The organism is Sinorhizobium sp. CCBAU 05631, from assembly GCF_002288505.1.
Taxonomy (GTDB): domain Bacteria; phylum Pseudomonadota; class Alphaproteobacteria; order Rhizobiales; family Rhizobiaceae; genus Sinorhizobium; species Sinorhizobium fredii_C.
In genome coordinates, this window is sequence record NZ_CP023063.1 from 203,387 (window position 1) to 225,011 (window position 21,625).

A 21,625-nucleotide genomic window follows, 5' to 3' on the forward strand; every position below is an offset into this window, starting at 1 on the left:
ACGCGGCCACGATGTCTAGCGCGCCGAGAGCGCCTTCAGCATCTGATCGATATCGACCCCGCCGAGGCCGAAATTCCGTTGGATGAGATCGTTCAGCCGCTCGGCCGTCAGCGCTACAGTGCGGCGGATCTGCTCCTCCGAATGCTCGCTGGTGATGAAGAAGCGCAGCCGCGCCATGCCCTCCGGAACGGCGGGATGGATGATCGGCAGCACGTTGACGCCGGCGGCGAGCAGATCGTTCGAGAGCTGTACCGCCCTGAGCGAATCGCCGACGATCACCGGCACGACCGAGTAACCGCCGCTCAAGCCCGTATCGAGACCGGCCTCCTTGGCGAGTTTCAGGAACAGGGCGCCGTTGCGCCTCAGTGCTGCGGTACGCTCCGGCTCCCCTTCGAGCACATCGAGGCTCGCCACGGCCGATGCGCCGAGAACGGGCGCCAGGCCGACGCTGTAGACGAACCCGCCGGCCGACGCCTTGAGGACGGCCGCCAGTGCCGCGCTGCCGGCGATATAGCCGCCGCAGCTCGACGTGGTCTTCGACAGGGTTCCCATCCAAATGTCGACCTCGTGCGGATCGACTCCGAAATGTTCGGCGAGACCCTTGCCCCGCCGACCCAGGACGCCAAGCGAGTGGGCCTCATCCACCATCAGCCAGAAGCCGAATTCCGCCTTGAGCTTCAGAAGTGCAGGCAAGTTGGCGACATCGCCGTCCATCGAATAGATGCCTTCGACGATCACCATGATATGGCGATAGTCGCCGGAAACGGTGCGCAGCACATGTTCGAGGTCGGCCGTATCATTGTGCTTGAACAGGCGGCGCGCGGCGCCTGAAAGCTTAATGCCGGCAAGAGCGCTGTTATGGATGAATTCGTCATGGATGACGAGGTCCTGCGGCCCCAGCAGACAGCCTATGGCAGCCACATTGGTGAGATAGCCGCTGACAAAACAGACGGCCGCCTCGACGCCGTAGAAGCGCGCGATCCGCTCCTCAAGCTCGACATGCACCGGTCGTTCACCTGCCACGAGCCTGCTCGCCGACGCCGAAATTCCAAAGGTTTCGATCGTCTCGCGCGCCTTGTCGAGCACGTGGGCGTGTTTGTTGAGCCCGAGATAATCGTAGGACGCGAAGTTGATGAGCTTGCGGCCGTCGATCACGGTCGTCGCGCCGGCGGCCGTCTGGTGCGCCCGATAGAACGGATTGCCGATGCCGAGCTGCTCGCTCGCGAACTTCTGCGCCTGCACCTGCTTAAATTCCGGCAGGTCTTCGAAGCGCGCCTGGTGGCGGCGCGGGGCAGGCGGCAACTCCCGCTCCGAGCGCGCCATGCGGTTGCGCTCGGAGGATTGATGAGTGTTCCTCATCCTGTCCAGCAGGTTCTCCTTCAGGCTGCTGTTCATTTTGGAGAAGGTCTGGCCGTTTCCGTCCTTGCTCATTGGCTCAGTGCTTTTTCCTTGACTGCTCCGATATGGCGTTGCGTCAGTTCGGTGACGAGCTTGTCGTCGGCCGGTTCTGCATCGCCGCTCTGATCGCGCTTGCTGACCTTTTCATACAGCTTGCGCGCCACGTCGCCGACGGTCGTGTTGTCGGCAACGCCGCTGAGCGGCATGTCAAAGCCGGTATTCTGCTGGAAGCTGATGCCGAGCTCGACCGCCATCAGGCTGTCGAGACCGATTTCCTTCAGGATCTTGCCGCGCGTCACCGTATCCTTGGCGACACGGAGAATGGCGGCGATCTCGCCGGCCACCAGATCGAACAGGATATCCTCGGCCTCCTGCGGCGACTTGCCCTCGATCATCGCCACCAGGTCCATCTTAGTACCCTCGGTGCCGGAGGCGTGCTGGTCGGCGCTGCGCAGGATCACCTCGAAGAGGGCGTTCTTGGCAACCGGCAAGTTGCGTGCCGCCGCCCAGTCGATCTCGGAGATCATCACCACGGCGGCATCGACGCTGCCCGGATCGGCGGCGATATGGCTTTCGACCATGTCGAGTGCCATCTGCGCCTTGAGCGCCGTCTTGCCGATGCGCTTGGAAAGAAGGTCGTTCACGTCGGCGTTCTGCGTCAGGTAACCCGCGTCGGCGATGGCGCCGAAGCCGACGGCCAGGCCGGCCAGCCCCTCGGCGCGCCGTGCGCGGGCGAGGCCCTCGAGATAGCCGTTGGCCGCGACGTAGTTCGCCTGGCCCGGATTGCCGACGAGGGTGGTCGCGGAGGAGAACAGGATGAAGTTGTCGAGCCGATCCTTCCGCGTCAGGCGGTCGAGCATCGCCGCGCCCTTCGCCTTCACCTCGATGACCGGTCGGTTTCGCTCGCGGTTGAGATTGCTGATCAACGCATCGTCGAGCACCATTGCCGCGTGCACGATCGAGCGCAGCGGCGCCTGCGCCCGAAGGTTCGCGAGGAGCGCTTCGACGGCAGCGGCGTCGGTTACGTCGCAGGCGTGGAGCGATGCCGTCACGCCGGCCTTTTTCCAGCGGTCGACCATCGCGCTCGTGGCGGCATCCGGCTGGCCGCGGCGTGAACAGAGGGCGATGTGGCGGGCGCCCTTCTCGACAAGCCAATTGGCGGCGACAAGGCCGAAGCCGCCGATGCCGCCGACGACCAGATGCATGCCGTCAGGATCGACCTTCATGCCGCGACGCGGCTTGGCGGCGATCTCGTGCTTGCCGGCGACCGGCGGCAGTACGACGATCTTGCCGATATGGCCGGCGTTCTGCATTAGCCGGAAGGCATTGCCGATCTCGTCGAAATCGAAGGCGCGATAGGGAAGCGGCGTCAGCCGGCCCTCGTCGAACAGCGAACCGATCTCCATGAAGATGCGCTTGGTCAGCTCCGGCTGGTTGACGAGGAGCTGGTCGGCGTCGATGCCGAAATAGCTGACATTGCGGCGGAACGGCCTGAGACCGATCTTGCTGTCCGCGTAATAGTCGCGCTTGCCGAGTTCCAAGAACCGCCCGAACGGTTTGACGAGGGCGAGACTCTGCTCCATCGCCTCGGCGAAGAGCGAGTTGAGGACAAGGTCCACCCCTTCGCCGCCGGTCACGGCGCGAACGTCATTGACGAAGCCGAGCGTCCGGGAATCGAAGACGTGGTCGGCCCCCAGCATCGTCAGGAACCGCCGCTTCTCGCGGGTTCCGGCTGTTGCGATGACCGTGGCGCCCTTCAGCTTGGCAACCTGGAGTGCGGCAAGACCGACCCCGCCGGCAGCGCCGTGAATGAGGATCGTCTCGCCCGCCCGAATCCGGCCGAGCTCGACCATCGCATAATAGGCGGTGAGGAAGGCAACCGGCAGGGTGGCGGCGGCCACCGGGCTGATCGTCTGCGGCAGCTTGGCGACGCCCGCCCGAGAGACAACGGCATGCGTCGAGAAGGCGGCTGAGGCGATCGCCATCACCGCATCGCCGACGGCGAGATCGTCGACGCCCTCGCCCACTTCGAGCACATGGCCGGAAAGTTCCATGCCGATCGTCGCGCCGGCAAAGCCGTCTTCGAGCGCCTCTTCCGGCAGCAGGCCCATGGCCCACATGACGTCGCGGAAGTTAAGCCCCGTGGCGGCGACGGAGACGACGATCTCACCCGGTCCGGCCCTAGGCACGTCGGTTTCTTCCCAGGCGATGCTGCTGACCTGGGAGCTGACGCGCTGGCGAATGGTCGCAGCCGGGAAAGCGCTGGTCTTGCCTTCGGTCTTGACTGCCGGACCGGCGACGGCCCGGATTTCCGAAATCAGTCCCGCTGCCCGATCGAGCAGCCATTCGCGGTTGGAGCCTTCAATGGTGAGCAGCGGCAGCGCCGAGGCAAGCAACTCCTCGCGGGTTACTCCGGAATGTTCGGAGAGGTCGAGCGCGTGGACGTCGAGGAACTCATACTCGTTCTGCAGCACGCGGACGAATGTCCACAGTCCCGAATTGACGCCCGAGCTTGCCGTCTGAGCCACCGGAGCGCCGCCCGGCGCCACCAGCACGAGGCGGGGACGCCCGGCGCCGGTCGGCTCCACGTTCGCGAGGCGCTGCTTCAGCGCTTCGGCAAAGGCGCTAAGCGCCAGCACCTGCGTCTGCAGCAAGTCGGAGTCGGCGTCGCCGGCGGGATCTGCCGTTGCAGAGACGAAAACCGCGCGGACCGGCTTTTCGCCGAGCCTGTCGAGCGCTGCCCCGAGCACGACGACGTCGGCAGCCATGTCGCCCGACACGACGACCGGAATGGCCTCGGCAGGACCGGAGCCGCGCCGTGCGTCTTTTTCGATCAGCAGATAGGGACCAACGCCAGACTCCCTTGCCATCGGCCGCGCTGTCGCGGTGCAGCGCGCCTCGATCAGGATTATATTGCCGTGCGGGCATTCGCGATCGCCGACGCTGACATTTTCAAGTTCGAGATCGGCCAGACATTTCTGCCAATGCGGTACCGCGGCGAGCCTGCCGATCGGGAACTCCGCCGTCTGGCTGCGTTCGAACCAGCCGTCGGAGAGGCCGAGCGCAAAATCGCCGAAGATCGACGGAGCACTGACGGCGGCAACCAGCGCGCCGCTTTCCCGCAGCATCGAACGAAGCGCGGTGCGGACATCGGCTTCCTCTTCGATCAATCGATAAAGGTTGTCCGAAGCGCTGACGGCGAGATCGAAGGGTCCGATCCCGGCGAATTCGCTCTTCTTCAGAATGCGCACATGCGCGTCTTCCTCGAAAGCGATCTCGAGATTGCGTTGCGCATTGTCCCGCGGCTCGAGGACCGACAGGGTCGTTCCATGCCGTGCCGCCAGATCGGCCAAGCGCCGCGTGAAGCCGGCGGAGACGCTGCCGAACTCGACGATCCGCAGGCGCGCGCCGCCAACCTGTGCGGCGAGGGCGCGCTCGACCATGCCGAGGACCTGATCCATGCGCGAACGGCTTGCCACCGAGTGAACGGCCTGATGATCGAGCGTCGCCTCGCTGATGAAGCCGGCGTTGAAGGCCGCCGTTTCGCTCCCCGCCGCTCTGGCCAGCAACAGGTCGAGGCGGCTCAGCGCTTCCGCATAGGCGTTGTTGACCAGCACCGCTTCGACGGCGCGGTCGGGACGCTCGCCATAGAGTTCGCCGAGGATCTCCTCGACGGACGGCAGCGTGAACTCCGGCGCGATTTTCCAGCTGTCGTCCTGATGTTCGCAGAGCCCGGCATCCTCGAGCGCGTAGAGGCAGTTCGACAGGAAGCACTGGAAGGCGAAGTCGCCCGGCAGGCCGGCGACCTGGACCGCGCCTTTGCCACGCGCCAGCTTGAGCGCGATTTCATGACAGGCGCGATAGATCGCCGCGTTGAAGAGCAGCGTCGCGTTGTCGACGCCGCTTTCGGCGACCGATTCCGTCAGCTTCGCGGGCACCGCGCCTTTAAGTGTCGTGCCCGGCACGATCACATTGGACAGAACCGTCTCGTAGTGGAAGGACAGGCCGTCGAGCGTCTTGTGCTTGCGCAGATAGGTGCGGCGGAAACGACAATCGTCGAAATGCGCGATCGCTTTGCCGCTTGCGTCGAAGAAGTGGAATTGGGCCTTGATCGAATTGGCGCTGACACGGTCGATCTCGATCGTCGCGCGCGCAATCGGCGTGCCTGCACTGACGACGCGCACCGAACCGAAACGGACCGGGATATAGGGCGCGCCGCCCTTGTCGCCGGTGAAGCGGTCGAAGAGCGCCACCAGCCCGTGGAAGGTCGCGTCGACGGAGATCGGATTGAGCGCGTAGGTGACGAGGGGGTGCCCCGGCCCGGCCGGAGCCTTCAGCTCGACATCGACCAGCCGGTCCCCATAGGCGATCGCCTTGGCGAGCAATTGGAAGCGTGGACCGTAGTCGAGCCCGAAGTGCCTGGCCGTGTCATAGGCCTTTTCCGGAGTGACGGTGCCGGTCTTGGCGAGACCGGAGAAGGAGGGCCGCGTTCCGTTGGCAACGGATATCGGCTTGCGGCTTCTAGCCACCGCATGCACCGTCCAGTCGTCCTCCGACAGGCGCTCGCGCGACCGGATCTCGATGTCGCCGGTTTCCGGCGACAGGATGGTCGAGAGTTCCATCATCCGGCTGTCGCTGAGCTCGAGCGGCCGGACGATCTCGAGATTGGTGATCTCGACCTCGTCGCTGCCGTAATATTGCTGCGCGGCGGAGACCGCCACCTCGATGAAACCGCTGCCCGGCAGGATCGCCTTGCCGTCGACGACATGTTCGGCGAGATCCGGGAAAAGATGGCCGTCGATATGGTTTTTCCAGCTGCCGCTATTGGGGTCGCCGCGCCAGCCGGTCAGGCGGTAGGGCTTGCCGGAGCGACCGAAAAGGTCGGTCGCGTCGGTGGTCGCCTGCGGGCGCAGTTCGACCGGTTCGAAGGGCAGGCTCGGCAGCTCGATGAAGGCGTCGCGCTTGCCATAGACGCGCAAGCCGTCGACCGCCGCACCATGGGCGACCGCCCGCGCCATCGACGCGGAGATCGGGTCCTGACCCCTCTCGCCGGCATCGCGAAGCAAGGTCGGCACGACAGTTGCCGGAACCGCCGCCTGCTTGATCGTCTCCTTGACGTAGGAGGCGAGGATTGGCCGCGGGGAAATTTCGATGAACAGCCGGCAGCCGAGCGCGAGCGCCGCATCGGTGGCCGCCTGGAAACGCACCGGCTCGCGGACATTCTTCCACCAATAGTCCGGATCGAGCTCGGTACCGTCGAGCGCGCTGCCTGTGACCGTCGACAGATAGGTCAGTTCCGTCCGGCGCGGGGCGATATCGGGGATATCGGCGAGGAACGCCTCTTTCGCCTGGTCGATGATCGGATGGTGGAACGGGTAGTTGATGTCGAGGATCTGAACCGGGATCTTCGCCTTGCGGGCGGCGTCGCGGAAGGCACTGACCTCCTGCGCCGGCCCGGAAATCGTCACCGAATTATGCGCGTTGACGGCTGCGACGCAGACTTCGCTGAGGCCGCGCGCCTCAGCAAAGGCGCTGGCCGCCTCTTCGCCGAGCATCACGGCCGCCATCGTGCCCTGGCCCGCCAGCAGGTCCTGATGCAGCGAGCGCTTGGCGACGATCGATACGGCATCGACCAGCGACAGGGCGCCTGCCGCATAGGCTGCGGCAATCTCGCCGACCGAGTGGCCGAACACCGCGGCCGGCTTGACACCCATCGCCACGAGCGAGTCGGAAAGCGCAGCCTGGATCGCAAACAGCAGCGGCTGGGCGACCTTGGTGTCGGCGAGCTTCCTGTCGAGCTCCGGATCGGTCAAAAGGTCCTTGAGATCGATTTCCGAGTGGAACTTGAAGAGCGCGCTGACCGAGGTGAAGGACTGGCGGAAATGCAGGTTTTCGCGGAAGGCGTCGACGCCCATGCCGGCCCATTGCGAGCCGTTGCCGGAGAAGACGAAGGCGACCTTGGCATCCTTGACCGGCGCCTCGCCGATTTCGCCGATATCGGAACCGGGATTTTCCAGCTGGCTGGCGATCGCCCGGACGATATCCTCGGGGTGGTCGCTGCGCGCCGCAAAACGGTGGCGCATATGGGTGCGGTTCGCACCCGAGGCGGCGATGATGGCGCGGGTCTCGTCCTTGGAAGCGCCCGCCAAGGCCGCCTTGTAGTCCTTGAGCAGGTTCTCGAGGCTCGTTTGCGTGTGGGCGCTGGCAAGGAACACGTGGCCCGCCGATGCCGCCTGCGTCCTTTCCTGCGGGACCGGATCCGGATCGCTGATGACGACATGCGCATTGGCGCCGCCGAAGCCGAAGGAGTTGATGCCGGCGAGCCGGGTGCGCTTGCTCTTCAGAAGCTCGATCGGATTGGCCGTCACGCGGACGTTGAGGCCCTCGAAATCGATATGTTCGTTCGGCGTGTCGAAATGCAGCGATGCCGGAAGGTAGTTGTGCTCGAGCGCCAGCACCGCCTTCAGCATGCCGAACAGGCCGGAGGCGGGCTCGGTGTGGCCGATATTCGACTTGATGGAGCCGATCGGCACCGGCGCGCGGCGCTTGGCGCCGATGACGGTGCCGATGGACCACACTTCGGCCGGATCGCCGACCTTGGTGCCGGTGCCGTGGCCTTCGACGAAGGCCACCTGGTTGGCGTCGATGCCGTTGCCGTCGTAGATGCTCTTCAGCAGATTGGCCTGCGCCTCGCGCGAAGGCAGCGAGATGCCGTTGGTGCGGCCGGCCGAGTTGACGCCGGAGGCGACAATCCTCGCATAGCTCCTGTCTCTTTCGCGGCGAGCGCGGTCGGAGCGCCGCAGCACGAAGACGACGCCGCCCTCGGCGCGGACATAGCCGGCGCCGTCATTGTCATAGGCGCGGCAGAGGCCCTCCGGCGACAGCATGCGCGCCTGGGCGAAGCCGACGAAGGGAAGCGGATGAGCGAGAATATTGACGCCGCCGACGATCGCCGTGTCGATCTCGCCGGCATTGAGCGCCCGCATCGCCTGGTCGAGCGCGACGAGCGAGGAGGAACAGGCGGTATCGACCGTCATGCTCGGGCCGCTCAGCCCGAAGACATGCGAGATGCGGTTGGAGACGATCGACAGCGTGTTGCCGGTCATGAAATAGGGGCCGGCGGCCGCCGGGTCCTCGACCGTCAGGTTGGCATGATCGAGGCTCGATGCGCCGATATACACGCCGACATTCTCGCCGTTGAGCGACGCGACCGAGATATTCGCGTCCTCCAGCGCGCGCCAGGCGAGTTGCAGCAGCACCCGCTGCTGCGGGTCCATATACATGGCCTCGCGCTGCGACATGCCGAACACGGCCGGGTCGAAATCGTAGATCGTGTCGAGAACGCCGGCGGCAAAGGAATAGGTCTTGCCCTGCATTCCCATGACCGGGTGCCAGAAGCGCGCCAAGTCCCAGCGGTCGCCCGGCACGCTGGAGACGGTGCACATGCCTTGACGGAGAATTTTGAAGAGCGCCTGCGGCGATTGCGCTCCAGGTGCCAGGCAGGCACGCCCTATGATTTCAACAGTCATGTATGATCGAACGCTCTGAGAACTGCCGTTAAATTGATCCAGTCAATCGCAACGTCAAACGAAAATTGCAACCGGCGATACTTTTGCTGGGCGCTTTTCCCCTTTTTTGTACCCCCTGCTGCATTAGGGAGCTTTTAACTGATAGGGCCTAGCTTTCAACCCCAAAGGACTAGATAAACGGCCTGCCATCCCCGTCCAACACAATTACGGCGACAGCTCGTAACCGTTTTCGAGGGCGGTATGGCCGGAAAGGCGCAGTGCCGAATATTTTGGCCCGCTTCACGGCGGGTGACTTGTTGTGGAACGGCGATTGTGCTTTTCAGGGACCGGCGGATTCCTGCCGGGAAGAATGCGGCGCAGATTTTTGAACGGAATCATCGCTGTGCCGAATACGGAGTATCGTAGTGAAACGAGTGACTGCCCTTCTGCTTTGTACCGCGCTTGCGGGATGTCAGGCTGTACCGGGCGAGGGGCCGCTGACCAGCGATATCGTCGCAGAAGCCGGCCAGTCGGGATCGCAGATCGGCAGGAAGAACGCCACCGTTTTCGACATCATTGATATCGATGGCCAGTCCGCGCGGCTCGTTTCCGAATATGTGGCGACGACGCTGAGCCGCCGCTTCGGCATCGGCGGTGGCGTCGGCCAGGTGGTGATCGGCGTCGGCGACCAGCTGAAAGTCACGATTTTCGAGGCGGGCAGCGACGGGCTGTTTTCCACAACGGAATCGAAACAGACGAGCATCGATCTCGTCGTCCAGCCGGACGGCAAGGCGGCGATCCCCTACGTCGGCTCCGTTCGCTTCGCCGGCCTGACGCTGGAACAGGCGCGCCAGGCGATCCTCGACGCCTTGAAGCAAAAGGCCGTCGAGCCGGACGTCATCGTCACCTCGACGTCGACCGCGTCGCGCATCGTCACCGTCTCGGGCGCCGTCGGCCGCCCCTCGGTGGTGCCGCTCAATCTTGTCAGCGAAACCATTAACGAGGTGATCGCCAAGGCCGGCGGTCCCTCGGCGCAGCCCTACGAGACCTATGTGACGCTGGTGCGCGGCAAGAAGACCGGAACGGTTCTCTTGAAGTCGATCATCGAGAGCCCGTCGGAAAACATCCATGTGAAACCGGGCGATCAGATCTTCGTCACCCGCGACCCGCGCACCTTCACGGTCCTCGGCCAGGTGCGCGCCAACCAGCGGGTCGAGTTCGGCGCCAACGACCTGAACCTGCTGGAAGCGGTGGCGCTCGCCGGCGGCGGGTCGGATCGGACCATCGATGCAAAGGGCTATTTCGTCTTCCGCTACGAGGAGCCGGACATCGTCATGAGTTTGCTCGGCCGGGAGCGCTTCAACACCATGCTGAGCAAGGGCATGCAGCCCGACAGGGTCGGCCGCTATCCGATCGTCTACCGCTTCAACATGACGAACCCAGACAGCCTGATCGTCGGACAGACCTTCCCGATCAAGAACCGCGATGTCATCTACGCCTCGCGCCATCCGTCGGTCGACATCACGAAGTTCATGGAGTTCATCGCGCGGCCGATCGGCATTGCGAATTCCGGCGTCAACGTGGCTGACAACATCAACGATCTCAACAATTGATGGCCGCGCGGGGGCAGTCCCCTGCCCGCCACGCTCCCCGCGACCGAAGCGGCACCGCCAGCAACATCCTTGAATCGATTGCCTTGATCGGCTTGCATGAGTTCGTGCCGAAGCGGCAGCGGCCGGCGAACATGCTTGCCGCCTCGCGCGTTCTGTGATTGATCTTGCAGGATTAAATCGATTTGCCGGCTCTGCCGGTCGGCGATCGCGAGGAGTGGCCCATGGCTGAAGACGCGCTGATCGTCATCGACATGCAGAACGACTTCTGCCCCGGGGGCGCGCTTGCCGTGGCGGGCGGCGATGACATCGTGCCGATCGTCAACCGCCTGATCGAAGCCGCGCCGCACGTCATCCTGACGCAGGACTGGCACCCGGCCGGGCATTCGAGCTTCGCTTCGAGCTATCCCGGCAAGGCGCCTTTCCAGACGGTGACGATGCCCTATGGCGAACAGACGCTCTGGCCGGATCACTGCGTCGAGGGAAGTCCGGGAGCCGATTTTCATCCCGGCCTGCGATGGACGCCGGCGGAACTGGTGGTGCGCAAGGGCTTCCGCACGGGCATCGACAGCTATTCCGCCTTCTTCGAGAACGATCATCGGACCCCGACGGGGCTTGCCGGCTACCTGCGCGAGCGCGGCATCTCCAAACTGTCGCTCTGCGGTCTGGCAACGGATTTCTGCGTCGCCTATTCGGCGCTCGATGCGGTTGCCCAGGGTTTTTCGACCTCCGTCGTGCTCGGTGCCTGTCGCGGCATCGATCTGAACGGATCGCTGGCCGCGATGACCGGGCGCATGCGCGACGCGGGCGTTGAACTGATCTAGCCACGCCGGCGCAGGATCAATCGATCGCCGCGGTCCCATGGCGATCCAGAAGGAGCGAAGTCTCAGATGCCAAAGACCGATATCGCGCGGCGGGTCTATAACCACACCTGGAAGCTCGATCCGATCATCCGCAGCCTGTTGGACACGGACTTCTACAAGCTCCTGATGCTGCAGATGATCTGGCAGCTCTATCCGGATGTCGACGCGACCTTCTCGCTGATCAACCGCACAAAAACCGTGCGGCTTGCCGAGGAAATTGACGAACAGGAACTGCGCGACCAGCTCGATCATGCCCGCACCCTGCGCTTCACCAAGAAGGAGATGATATGGCTAGCCGGTAACACATTCTACGGCCGCAAGCAGATCTTCTCGCCGGAATTCCTCTCCTGGCTCGCGAAGTTCCGCTTGCCCGAATACGAGCTGTCGCGCCGCGACGGCCAGTTCGAGCTGACCTTCCGCGGCCGCTGGGTCGAGACCACCATGTGGGAGATCCCGGCGCTGGCGATCATCAACGAACTGCGCTCGCGCGCCGCGATGAAGGGCCTCGGCCCCTTCACGCTCGACGTGCTCTATGCGCGCGCCAAGGCCAAGATGTGGTCGAAGGTCGAGCAACTGCGGCACTATCCGAACCTGCGGATTTCCGACTTCGGCACCCGCCGCCGGCACAGCTTCCTGTGGCAGCGCTGGTGCGTGGAGGCGCTGAAGGAAGGCATCGGCGCCTCTTTCTCCGGCTCGAGCAACGTGCTTCTCGCCATGGATAACGATCTCGAGGCGCTCGGCACCAACGCCCACGAACTGCCGATGGTGGCCGCAGCCCTTGCCCGCAACGACCGGGAGCTCGCCGCCGCCCCCTACAAGGTGCTGCAGGACTGGAACCAGCTCTATGGCGGCAATCTGCTGATCGTTCTGCCGGATGCCTTCGGAACCGCCGCCTTCTTGCGCAACGCGCCCGACTGGGTGGCGGACTGGACCGGCTTTCGGCCCGACAGCGCCCCGCCGATCGAGGGCGGCGAGAAGATCGTCGCCTGGTGGAAGAAAATGGGCCGGGACCCGCAGGACAAGCTGTTGATCTTTTCCGACGGGCTCGACGTCGACACGATCATCAAGACCTACCGCCATTTCGAGGGGCGCGTGCGTATGAGCTTCGGCTGGGGGACCAACCTGACCAATGATTTCGCCGGTTGCGCGCCGACCGAGATCAGCGGCCTCAACCCGATTTCGATCGTCTGCAAGGTCAGCGAAGCCAACGGCCGTCCGGCCGTCAAGCTGTCGGACAATCCGCGCAAGGCGACCGGCGACCCGGCCGAGGTGCAGCGCTATCTGAAGTTCTTCGGAACGGAGGATTTCGTCGAACAGAGCGTCCGGGTGTGAGCAATGATCCTAAAAAAGAAACCGGCTGAGCCGGTTTCAAGAAGGAGAATTGCGATTGTCCACCATCGCGGCATCATACTAATGGTTGAAATCTTAAGCTTCCGTTACCGGCGAACGGCAAGCTGAGGTTAGCACCCGCGGCGATCGAAAAGCGGCGCCGCGATGTCGCAATTATATGACTTATTGGGGTCCCTCACTATTTTCTTGTATTTCCCCCAGAATACCCCATGATGCGCCCATTGAGGTACACCTTGGGAGGGGTTCGTGCGTCAAGCCTATTCGCCTGATGACGTCGACGTCATGCGCGGAGCACTCGATGTTTGGTGCGCCCTGCACAATGTCGGCAAGGATGGAGCAGAGGCCAACAGAGCCGCCCGCCGCATCCTCGACTTGATGGACAGGAGGAAGTGCTCCTGCGACGAGCTGCTTGCGCAACTCGGAGATTTCCGCCCGGAGCCGCGCCAGCGCGCCTTCTAAGACCCAGCGACAGCATCATCCAGCGTTCCGTGCGGCTGGTCCCGTTCGACGGGCCGCCGCTGTGGACGGAGGCGGGCGTGTGCCTTCAGAGACCGGTCAGCGAAGCGCGCGGGTCGAAGCATCGCGTCGCCTACAGTGCCGTGTATCCTTTAGACGTCACAGTACGCGACTCTCGGCAATTGGGACGGTGGTGGCGGCCTTTCCGCCCTCATCCCTGTGCTTGTCACAGGTATCCAGCAGCGCTGCGTCGGCGGCGCGCAAGAGTCTTTCAGCCAAGGACTTGGCTGGCTGGATTCCTGTGACAAGCACAGGAATGAGGGTCGAAGGTGGGGCACGGCGGTACCACAATCGAAGAAGCGCAGCAGGTTGCTGTCGCGCACTGCGACCGTCACCGCGGTATCGACGAGGTGATCTCGCCGGAGACGGCGGCGTTCGCCTGTGTCCTGTGCTGGGTCAGCGCGACATGGAGGATGCCGGATACCACGATCGACACGACGAGAACGGCGATGGTGGCGCCAAGCCCCGATTTGATCATCCCCATGTCCTCCAACAAGGCGTGAATTGCCGCTGCGGCTTTCAAAGCGTGAAATGGAGATATTCCTGTGGCAGCGGGCCGGCTGTTCCCCGAGTAACGTCGGATATGGTTAACCATGTCTGCACGGGGTTCGGCGGGCGGCCTGCAACAATCATGCGGCGCCACCATGTTTTGGACATGTTTCTGGCAACCACTCGCCGGCCGATGCGTTCTGCGCATGGGTGATAGATCGATCGAGGCCACGGATGGCGCAAAGCGATGCCGCGTCGAAGATTGGCCCGGAGGACCAGGGGCCGGAAGAAGCCGTGCCGAGCCGAGATCACCAGGGCCGCGCGGATGGCGACGCATTTGCAAAAACCAGGAGAGCATTCGCCGGGCTCGGCCGTGCGCTGACGAGACTTGGCCGGGCGCTTGGCGAGGAAGTGCCGGTTGCGGCCCGTCGGGCCGGTGAGGCATCCGGCGTCGCCGCGCGCGGCGCCCTCGAGCGGTTGAGGCGGAGCTCGAGCGGCAAGGCCGAGGCCGCCGGTTCGGCGGACAGATCGGTCGGCCAATGGTTGAAGACGCGGCGCGCCCCGGCAACCGAAGACCGCCCAGCCTTACCGAAGCGTCCGGCCGGCCGTCGCGCTATCCTGCTGCGGAGCGCAGCGGCGGCGGCCGTAACGTCGTTCGTGCTGCTGGCCGTCGTCTTCGCCTGGGCGCTCCGCGATGTCCCCTGGAACGAGATTGCCGAAGGCTCGCTGAAGCCGGTCGTCGTGCTGGAAACCGCCGATGGCAAGCCTCTGGTGAGCCAGGGGCCGTTCCAGGGATCCTACGCGGCGCGCGCGGATTTTCCGCCGCACCTGATCGAGGCGGTGCTTGCCAGGGAGGACCGACGCTTCTACCAGCATTCCGGCATTGATCTGAGGGGCATCGCCCGGGCGCTCTACACCAATCTCGGCGCCGGCGAGGTCGTGCAGGGCGGCAGCACCATCACGCAGCAGCTGATCAAGATCCTCTATCTCGAGCGCGACCGCACCTGGAAGCGGAAGATCCAGGAGGCGGTGATCGCCTTCTGGCTGGAGCGCAAGCTCGGCAAGGACGAGATCCTCACCCGCTATCTGAACAATATCTATCTCGGTGCCGGCGCCACCGGCGTGCCGGCGGCGGCGCGCATCTATTTCGACAAGGAGGTCTCGGCGCTTTCGATCGGCGAGTCGGCGATGCTGGCGGCGATCATCCGCGCCCCCTCGCAGCTCAATCCCCTCACCAATCCGGAGGGCGCCCGCCAGCAGGCGGAACTGGTCCTCGATGCGATGGTCAAGGGCAACCGGATCACTCAGGATGAGGCGAAGGTCGCCCGCGCCGACTTCGGCAAGCTGCAGCCGACCAGCCCGGCGGTCCGCTCGGGAAGCTGGTTTGCCGACTGGATCATGCAGGACGCCCGCGAGCTCGCCGGCCCCTATCGCGGCACGATCAAGGTCAGGACCACCATGGTGCCGCGGCTTCAGGCGATCGCCGAAAAGGTCGTCGCTGACGCGCTGAAACGCGAGGGGACCAAGGCAGGCGTCTCGCAGGCCGCCCTGGTGGCGATGACGCCGGAGGGCGCCGTCGTCGCCATGGTCGGCGGCCGCGACTATACCAAGAGCACCTTCAACCGCGCCTTTTCGGCGATGCGCCAGCCCGGCTCGGCCTTCAAGCTGTTCGTCTACTACGCCGCCCTGAAGCGTGGGCTGACGCCGTTCGACCCGGTGGAGGATGCGCCGATTGAAATCAACGGCTGGTCGCCGGAGAATTTCGGCGGCGGCTATAGCGGCGTCGTCAGCATTGCCGAGGCCTTTGCGCGGTCGCTGAACGCCGCGACCGTGGCGCTCGCCATGGAGGTCGGCATCGACGAGGTCATCGCCTCTGCCCGGGAACTCGGCATCGACGCCAAGCTTGCCGATACGCCGAGCCTTGCGCTTGGTTCCTCGGAGGTGAACCTGCTCGATCTCACCGGTGCCTATGCTTCCGTCAGGGCCGGCCGGGCGCCGATCGAGCCCTGGGGCATTGAATCCCTTCATGCGGAAGGCCAGCCGCAGGCCTTTCGCGTCGGTCCTTCCCGGGAGGCAACCACCGATATCAGCCAATACCGGTCGGATATGGTCTCGCTGCTGCGACTGGTCGTCGAGCGCGGCACCGGCCGCGAGGCCGATATCGGCATGCTCGCCGCAGGCAAGACCGGCACCAGCCAGAACCACCGCGACGCCTGGTTCGTCGGCTTCACCGAACCACTGATCGTCGGCGTCTGGGTCGGCAACGACGATGAAACGCCGATGAAGGACGTCACCGGCGGCAAGCTGCCGGCAAGAATCTGGAAGAATTTCATGACCGCGGCACTGGCCGAGGGCACTCCGCAGGAGCCGGGTGCACAAGTGGCGGGCTCGGCACCAGCTTGCAACTTCCGCGCCTGTGCCAGGGCGTATCGGTCGTTCCGACCGGATGATTGCACGTTCCAGCCATATTACGGACCGCGGAGGCTTTGCGAGAAGTAGAGATCGAAGGGCGGCGCAGTGCCGTGCCTGAAGTGTCTTCGGTCGGTTGAGCTTCTTCTGTGCGCCCAAGTCCAAAGCTCAGATCAGGTGGGGTGAGGCAGTGAAGCTTAGTGCAGTCTTCCGTGTTGAGAAGGTGTCACGACACTTCGCTAAGCGACGCGCGATCATGCGCTACGCTCTGTCTCGCTTCCCTCGTCCAATTCCTGGATTGGCAGAAAGCCGTATCCGTGTAGCCACTCGCGAATGATGAGTCGGATTATCGATTCTCGCGTCATCTCAAGCAATTCGCAGGCGAGGACGAGCGCCAACTCCACGTCGTCGTCATCGAACGTCCGCCTATCCACGTTTTCGGTGTGAACCATTGTCGCCATGACTGCCCCTACTACTACAACCTCACAGACTAAAGGTTCTCACAGCACACGTTACAGTCAAGGATTACAGGCCCCTTCAAAGGGGTAGAATATGCCGCTAAGCCGTTGGAAAAATTGGGCTAAGACCTTTGTCGCGGCCTCCTAAGACTAAGGTCCTAAAGTCCCGTGCGCGCGGGCACCCTCAAGTCGCCGAGGCACAGGCGACCTATTGAACGCAGTCAAAGCTAATAAGGCCGGGCGGGCAAAGCGGCGCTCACACGGGACGGGGCCCAGAGGCGCGGAGCGCCGAGTCCCAGAGCTGCCGGAGGGTATACGGCGATGCTCTGGGCCCCGCGTGGCGCACACCGGAGGGGGATTATTCTCCGACGTGGTAACTGCGCATTTTGCTCCCCCGTTTGGCCTTGAGAAAATCTCCCAAATCGGCGGCGAAAAGTACATCTTGCGGGCTGCTCAATGTGCGTCCTGGCACATGCGAATTACTGAGGGATCCGGCGGGAACCTTTTGCGCGACAATACGTCACCCAGAATCGCTCCGCTCATCCTGGCCTCAACCCGGGAGCCGTGCCGCTCTGCAAATACGATGATTTATTGAGAAAACTGGTGCTGCTAGAGAGATTTGAACTCTCGGCCTCTCCCTTACCAAGGGAGTGCTCTACCCCTGAGCTATAGCAGCATCCGGCGGCGTTTCGAGTACGCCGCAGCAAGCGAGGGGCCTATTGCCATAGCTTGCGGGAGAGCGCAAGCCGCATTTCGAAGTTTTTGGTCGGGTTGGGACATGCCGGCATGCGGCAGGTCCGGTATCGGATCGCAAATGCCGCTGGTTTCAAAAGGTGGGCTAGATCGTGGCTGAAAATTCGCCTTTGTTTTTTCGCATTTCTCTCGGTCCGAAATCCTCTTGCTGCTTCCGGGGCGCCCGCTTTTGCGCTAATCCATGATCATGCAGAACGACGACGACAAGGAGCGCGCGCCGGGGCCGCGAAGCGGTGTTGAGAAGGGCGTGAACGAAGCCGAGGCGAGGCGGCAGCGGCTGGCGAAGACGCTGCGCGACAATCTCCAGCGCCGCAAGCAGCAGGCGCGGGCCCGCCGGGCCGGCGACGCCGACGAGACATCCGGGCTGCCTGCCGCAAAATCGGACGAATCGGACGAATAGTAGCGGCGGAGGATGAAGGCCGCGCACCCGGCGGCTTCGTCCCTTTCTTGTCGAGACGCATTTCAAGGCACTTCTAATTTCGCGGCATCTCCACTAAGAGACGCCCTTCAGCAACACCGGAATTTCGAGAAAGCGGGCGGCGCCCGTGCGAGAGGTCTCATGGATCGCATCAGGATCGTAGGCGGAAATCAACTCCACGGGGTCATCCCCATTTCCGGCGCCAAGAACGCCGCTTTGCCGCTGATGATCGCATCGCTCCTGACCGACGATACGCTGACGCTCGAAAACGTGCCGCATCTCGCCGATGTCGAGCAGCTGATCCGCATCCTCGGCAATCACGGCGCCGACATCTCCGTCAACGGCCGCCGCGAGCGCCAGGGCGAGAGCTACGCCCGCACCATCCATTTCACCAGCCGCAACATCGTCTCGACCACAGCCCCCTACGAGCTCGTCTCGAAAATGCGGGCGAGCTTCTGGGTGATCGGGCCGCTGCTTGCCCGCGAAGGCAAGGCGCGCGTCTCGCTGCCGGGCGGCTGCGCCATCGGCACCCGGCCGGTCGATCTCTTCATCGAGGGCCTGGCGGCGCTCGGCGCCAATATCGAGATCGACGGTGGCTATATCGACGCCACGGCGCCGGAAGGCGGGCTTACCGGCGGGCGCTATGTGTTTCCGAAGGTCTCCGTCGGCGCCACCCATGTGCTGATGATGGCGGCGACGCTTGCCAACGGCACAACGGTGATCGGCAATGCGGCGCGCGAGCCCGAGGTCGCCGATCTTGCCAAGTGCCTGAATGCCATGGGCGCGAAGATCACCGGTGCCGGCACCGGCACGATCACCATTGAAGGCGTGCGCTCGCTGTCGGGCGCCCGCCACCGGGTGCTGCCCGACCGGATCGAGACGGGCACCTATGCCATGGCCGTGGCGATGACCGGCGGCGACGTGATCCTCGAGGACACGGATTCGAGCCTGCTCGAGACCGCGCTCGAGGCGATCCGCCGCACCGGCGCCGAGATCAGCGAGACGAACAGCGGCATCCGCGTCGTGCGCAACCGCGCCGGCATCCGGCCGGTCGATATCGTCACCGATCCCTTCCCGGGCTTCCCGACCGACCTGCAGGCCCAGTTCATGGGCCTGATGACCAAGTCGAGCGGCGTTTCCCATATCACCGAGACGATCTTCGAGAACCGCTTCATGCATGTGCAGGAACTGGCGCGGCTCGGCGCGAAGATCTCGCTGTCCGGCCAGACGGCGAAAATAGAGGGCGTCAGCCGCCTGAAGGGCGCCCCGGTAATGGCGACCGACCTGCGCGCCTCCGTGTCGCTGGTTATCGCCGGGCTTGCCGCCGAGGGCGAGACGATGGTCTCGCGCGTCTACCACCTCGACCGCGGCTTCGAGCGGCTGGAAGAGAAGCTGACGCGCTGCGGCGCCCATGTGGAACGCGTCAGCGATTGACCCGGATGCATGTCGCCCAAAAGTGTGCCGGTTTTGGGATCACGACATGCACAAAAATCCCGCGCCTGAAACCGTTGCGGTTTCGGACGCGACGTCTTATGTCCTTTGCGACCACCTGCTTATATGTGGGGCCATGAATGGGACGGGATGGATCGCATGGATGCTTTGAAGCTGCTGGCACTCGACGAGGAAGACCTGAGGGTCGTTTCCGCTCATGTGCAAGACGCAGTCTTCAAGGTGGCCGGCATTCATTATGATCCGCGCCGTCGTCAGTTTTCCCTCGTCATCAACCGCTTCGTCTGGGAGAAGGCGGAAGGCAAGCGCAAGAGCTTCGAGCGGCGCCGCGCCCTGCTGCTCTTCAAATGCGTCAGCGCCGTGCGCTCGCTCGGCTTCGACCGGGCCGACATGGAAGCGGTGCTCGATCTGCTGGCGCTGCGCTTCCTGATCAAGGGGGAGGGCCCCGAGGGCACGGTCGAGGTCGTGCTTGCCGGCGATGCCTCGATCGCGCTCGATGTGGAATGCATCGAGGCGCAGCTTGCCGATACCGGCGGGGCGTGGGAAACCGCGTCCAGGCCGCGCCATCCCGAAGGCGACTGAGCAGAGCGCCGCACCACCAAGAGGATCATCGCATTGGCAATCCGGTTGAACTTTCTCGACAGCGGCTTCGAACGTGACTTCGCCGCCTTCCTGACGACCAAGCGGGAGGTCTCCGAGGACGTCAACGCCGCCGTGCGCGCCATCATAGACGACGTGCGGGCCCGCGGCGACGCCGCGCTCGCCGACTATTCCGCCCGCTTCGACGGCGTGGATTTCGGCGCCACCCCGATGGCGGTCGGCCCGGCCGAAATCGACGCGGCGATCGACGCGGTCGCGCCGGAGGTGCTCGGCGCGCTCAAGGTTGCCGCGACCCGCATCGAGGCGCATCACCGCCGGCAGCTGCCGAAGGACGATCTCTACGAGGATGCCATGGGCGTCGGCCTCGGGTCGCGCTGGACGGCGATCGACGCGGTCGGGCTTTACGTTCCGGGCGGCACCGCCAGCTATCCGAGCTCGGTGCTGATGAACGCGCTGCCGGCCAAGGTCGCCGGCGTGCCGCGCATCGTCATGGTCGTGCCGACAAGGGGCGGTGCGATCAACCCCGCCGTGCTGGCGGCGGCAAGGCTTGCCGGCGTCGAAGAGATCTATCGGATCGGCGGCGCCCAGGCGATTGCCGCGCTCGCCTACGGCACTGAGACGATCGCGCCGGTGGCGAAGATCATGGGACCCGGCAATGCCTATGTGGCGGCCGCCAAGCGGCAGGTCTACGGCACGGTCGGCATCGACATGATCGCCGGCCCCTCCGAGGTGCTGGTGATCGCCGATGGCGACAACGATCCGGATTGGATCGCCGCCGATCTGCTGGCCCAGGCCGAGCACGATGCCGGCGCCCAGGCGATCCTGATTACCGATGACGCCGCCTTCGGCGCGGCGGTCGAACAGGCGGTCGAACGGCAGCTGAAGACGCTGCCGCGCGCCGAGACGGCGGCGGCGAGCTGGCGCGATTTCGGTGCCGTGATCCTGGTGCCGGACCTCGACACGGCGGTGCCGCTTGCCAACCGGATCGCCGCCGAGCATCTCGAGCTGGCCCTGGCAGATCCGGACTCGATGGTGCCGAAGATCCGCAATGCCGGCGCCATTTTCATCGGCCGGCACACGCCGGAGGTAATCGGCGACTATGTCGGCGGCTCCAACCACGTGCTGCCGACGGCGCGCTCGGCGCGCTTCTCCTCCGGCCTGGGCGTGCTCGATTATATGAAGCGGACCTCGATCCTCAGGCTCGGGCCCGAGCAGCTGCGCATTCTCGGCCCGGCGGCGATCGCGCTCGCCAAATCGGAAGGGCTGGAGGCCCATGCCCGCTCGGTTGCCATCCGCCTCAATCTTGAGGACGCCGGATGAGGGCCGACCGCAACCTGCGCCTCTGCGATGTCGTGCTGGACGAGACGATCGGCCGCTCGACGCCGGACGTCGAGCACGAGCGCGCGGTTGCGATCTTCGATCTCCTGGAAGAGAACCTGTTCGAGCCGGTCGGCCACCCGGGCGGTCCCTATCGGCTCAATCTGTCGCTGGTCGACTCGAAGCTCGTCTTTGCTATCTCGACCGACGGCGGCGATGCGGTTGCCACCCATATTCTGTCGCTCACCCCCTTTCGCCGCATCGTGAAGGACTATTTCCTGATCTGCGAAAGCTATTACGAGGCGATCCGCACGGCGACGCCGAGTCAGATCGAGGCGATCGACATGGGCCGCCGCGGCATCCACAACGAGGGCTCGCAGACGCTGATGGATCGGCTTTCCGGCAAGATCAGGCTGGATTTCGACACGGCGCGGCGCCTTTTCACCCTGGTCTGCGTGCTCTATTGGCGCGGCTGACGGAGGCGGAG

Annotated in this window: 14 protein-coding genes and 1 tRNA gene; 10 read left to right on the forward strand and 5 right to left on the reverse strand. The window is 64.4% G+C overall.

The features are described 5' to 3' along the window. Nucleotides 1-15: 15 nt before the first annotated feature. Together SS05631_RS00935 and SS05631_RS00940 are read right to left on the reverse strand one after the other, a co-directional pair. A complete protein-coding gene (locus SS05631_RS00935) occupies nt 16-1,431 on the reverse strand; it encodes an aminotransferase class I/II-fold pyridoxal phosphate-dependent enzyme (protein ID WP_037425938.1) in 1,416 nt (471 codons plus the stop codon). Beyond that, nucleotides 1,428-8,927 (reverse strand): type I polyketide synthase, encoded by a 7,500-nt coding sequence (locus tag SS05631_RS00940; RefSeq protein WP_095677901.1) that lies wholly within the window; start codon nt 8,925-8,927, stop codon nt 1,428-1,430. Before SS05631_RS00940 ends, SS05631_RS00935 begins: the two co-directional genes overlap by 4 nt. A gap of 404 nt (nt 8,928-9,331) precedes the next feature. On the opposite strand from SS05631_RS00940, the gene SS05631_RS00945 reads away from it, so the two are divergent. The 4 genes from SS05631_RS00945 (at nt 9,332) to SS05631_RS00960 (ending at nt 13,188) form a co-directional block, all read left to right on the forward strand. Then, nucleotides 9,332-10,519: a polysaccharide biosynthesis/export family protein gene (locus SS05631_RS00945; protein WP_037425932.1), complete on the forward strand. Its 1,188-nt coding sequence runs from the start codon at nt 9,332-9,334 to the stop codon at nt 10,517-10,519. A 221-nt stretch (nt 10,520-10,740) separates the two neighbouring features. Continuing rightward, nucleotides 10,741-11,340 carry a bifunctional nicotinamidase/pyrazinamidase gene (gene pncA / locus SS05631_RS00950; RefSeq protein ID WP_037425928.1) on the forward strand — a complete coding sequence of 200 codons (600 nt, stop codon included), beginning with the start codon at nt 10,741-10,743 and terminating at the stop codon, nt 11,338-11,340. A 66-nt stretch (nt 11,341-11,406) separates the two neighbouring features. Beyond that, nucleotides 11,407-12,711, forward strand: a complete 1,305-nt coding sequence (gene pncB / locus SS05631_RS00955) for a nicotinate phosphoribosyltransferase (RefSeq protein ID WP_037425925.1) — start codon at nt 11,407-11,409, stop codon at nt 12,709-12,711. A 264-nt stretch (nt 12,712-12,975) separates the two neighbouring features. Further along, entirely contained in the window at nt 12,976-13,188 is a 213-nt protein-coding gene (locus SS05631_RS00960; RefSeq protein ID WP_037378445.1) for a hypothetical protein, read from the forward strand. A 388-nt stretch (nt 13,189-13,576) separates the two neighbouring features. Here the strand turns inward: SS05631_RS00960 and SS05631_RS00965 are convergent, their stop codons facing one another. Next, nucleotides 13,577-13,723 (reverse strand): hypothetical protein, encoded by a 147-nt coding sequence (locus SS05631_RS00965; RefSeq protein WP_083854307.1) that lies wholly within the window; start codon nt 13,721-13,723, stop codon nt 13,577-13,579. A gap of 245 nt (nt 13,724-13,968) precedes the next feature. On the opposite strand from SS05631_RS00965, the gene SS05631_RS00970 reads away from it, so the two are divergent. Continuing rightward, entirely contained in the window at nt 13,969-16,233 is a 2,265-nt protein-coding gene (locus SS05631_RS00970) for a PBP1A family penicillin-binding protein (RefSeq protein WP_037425921.1), read from the forward strand. Between the two features lie 164 nt (nt 16,234-16,397). On the opposite strand, the gene SS05631_RS31740 is transcribed toward SS05631_RS00970, so the two are convergent. Together SS05631_RS31740 and SS05631_RS00980 are read right to left on the reverse strand one after the other, a co-directional pair. Then, on the reverse strand, nt 16,398-16,604 hold the full coding sequence (locus tag SS05631_RS31740) for a hypothetical protein (protein WP_050988378.1): 207 nt from the start codon (nt 16,602-16,604) through the stop codon (nt 16,398-16,400). A gap of 598 nt (nt 16,605-17,202) precedes the next feature. Continuing rightward, nucleotides 17,203-17,277, reverse strand: a tRNA-Thr gene (locus tag SS05631_RS00980). 258 nt (nt 17,278-17,535) lie between these two features. On the opposite strand from SS05631_RS00980, the gene SS05631_RS00985 reads away from it, so the two are divergent. The 5 genes from SS05631_RS00985 to SS05631_RS01005 all read left to right on the forward strand — a co-directional run bounded on the left by SS05631_RS00985 (nt 17,536) and on the right by SS05631_RS01005 (nt 21,614). After that, nucleotides 17,536-17,754, forward strand: coding sequence for a hypothetical protein (locus SS05631_RS00985; protein WP_037425919.1), 219 nt, complete (start codon nt 17,536-17,538; stop codon nt 17,752-17,754). A 159-nt stretch (nt 17,755-17,913) separates the two neighbouring features. Next, the gene (gene murA / locus SS05631_RS00990; RefSeq protein ID WP_037425916.1) at nt 17,914-19,206 is read left to right on the forward strand and encodes a UDP-N-acetylglucosamine 1-carboxyvinyltransferase; all 1,293 of its coding nucleotides are present in this window, start codon (nt 17,914-17,916) and stop codon (nt 19,204-19,206) included. Between the two features lie 156 nt (nt 19,207-19,362). Next, the gene (locus SS05631_RS00995; protein ID WP_037425980.1) at nt 19,363-19,803 is read left to right on the forward strand and encodes a DUF2948 family protein; all 441 of its coding nucleotides are present in this window, start codon (nt 19,363-19,365) and stop codon (nt 19,801-19,803) included. Nucleotides 19,804-19,836: 33 nt separating this feature from the next. After that, a complete protein-coding gene (hisD, locus tag SS05631_RS01000) occupies nt 19,837-21,141 on the forward strand; it encodes a histidinol dehydrogenase (RefSeq protein WP_037425913.1) in 1,305 nt (434 codons plus the stop codon). After that, nucleotides 21,138-21,614 (forward strand): UPF0262 family protein, encoded by a 477-nt coding sequence (locus tag SS05631_RS01005; RefSeq protein ID WP_037378456.1) that lies wholly within the window; start codon nt 21,138-21,140, stop codon nt 21,612-21,614. The genes hisD and SS05631_RS01005 overlap by 4 nt, the downstream gene beginning before the upstream one ends. The last annotated feature ends 11 nt before the right edge of the window (nt 21,615-21,625 follow it).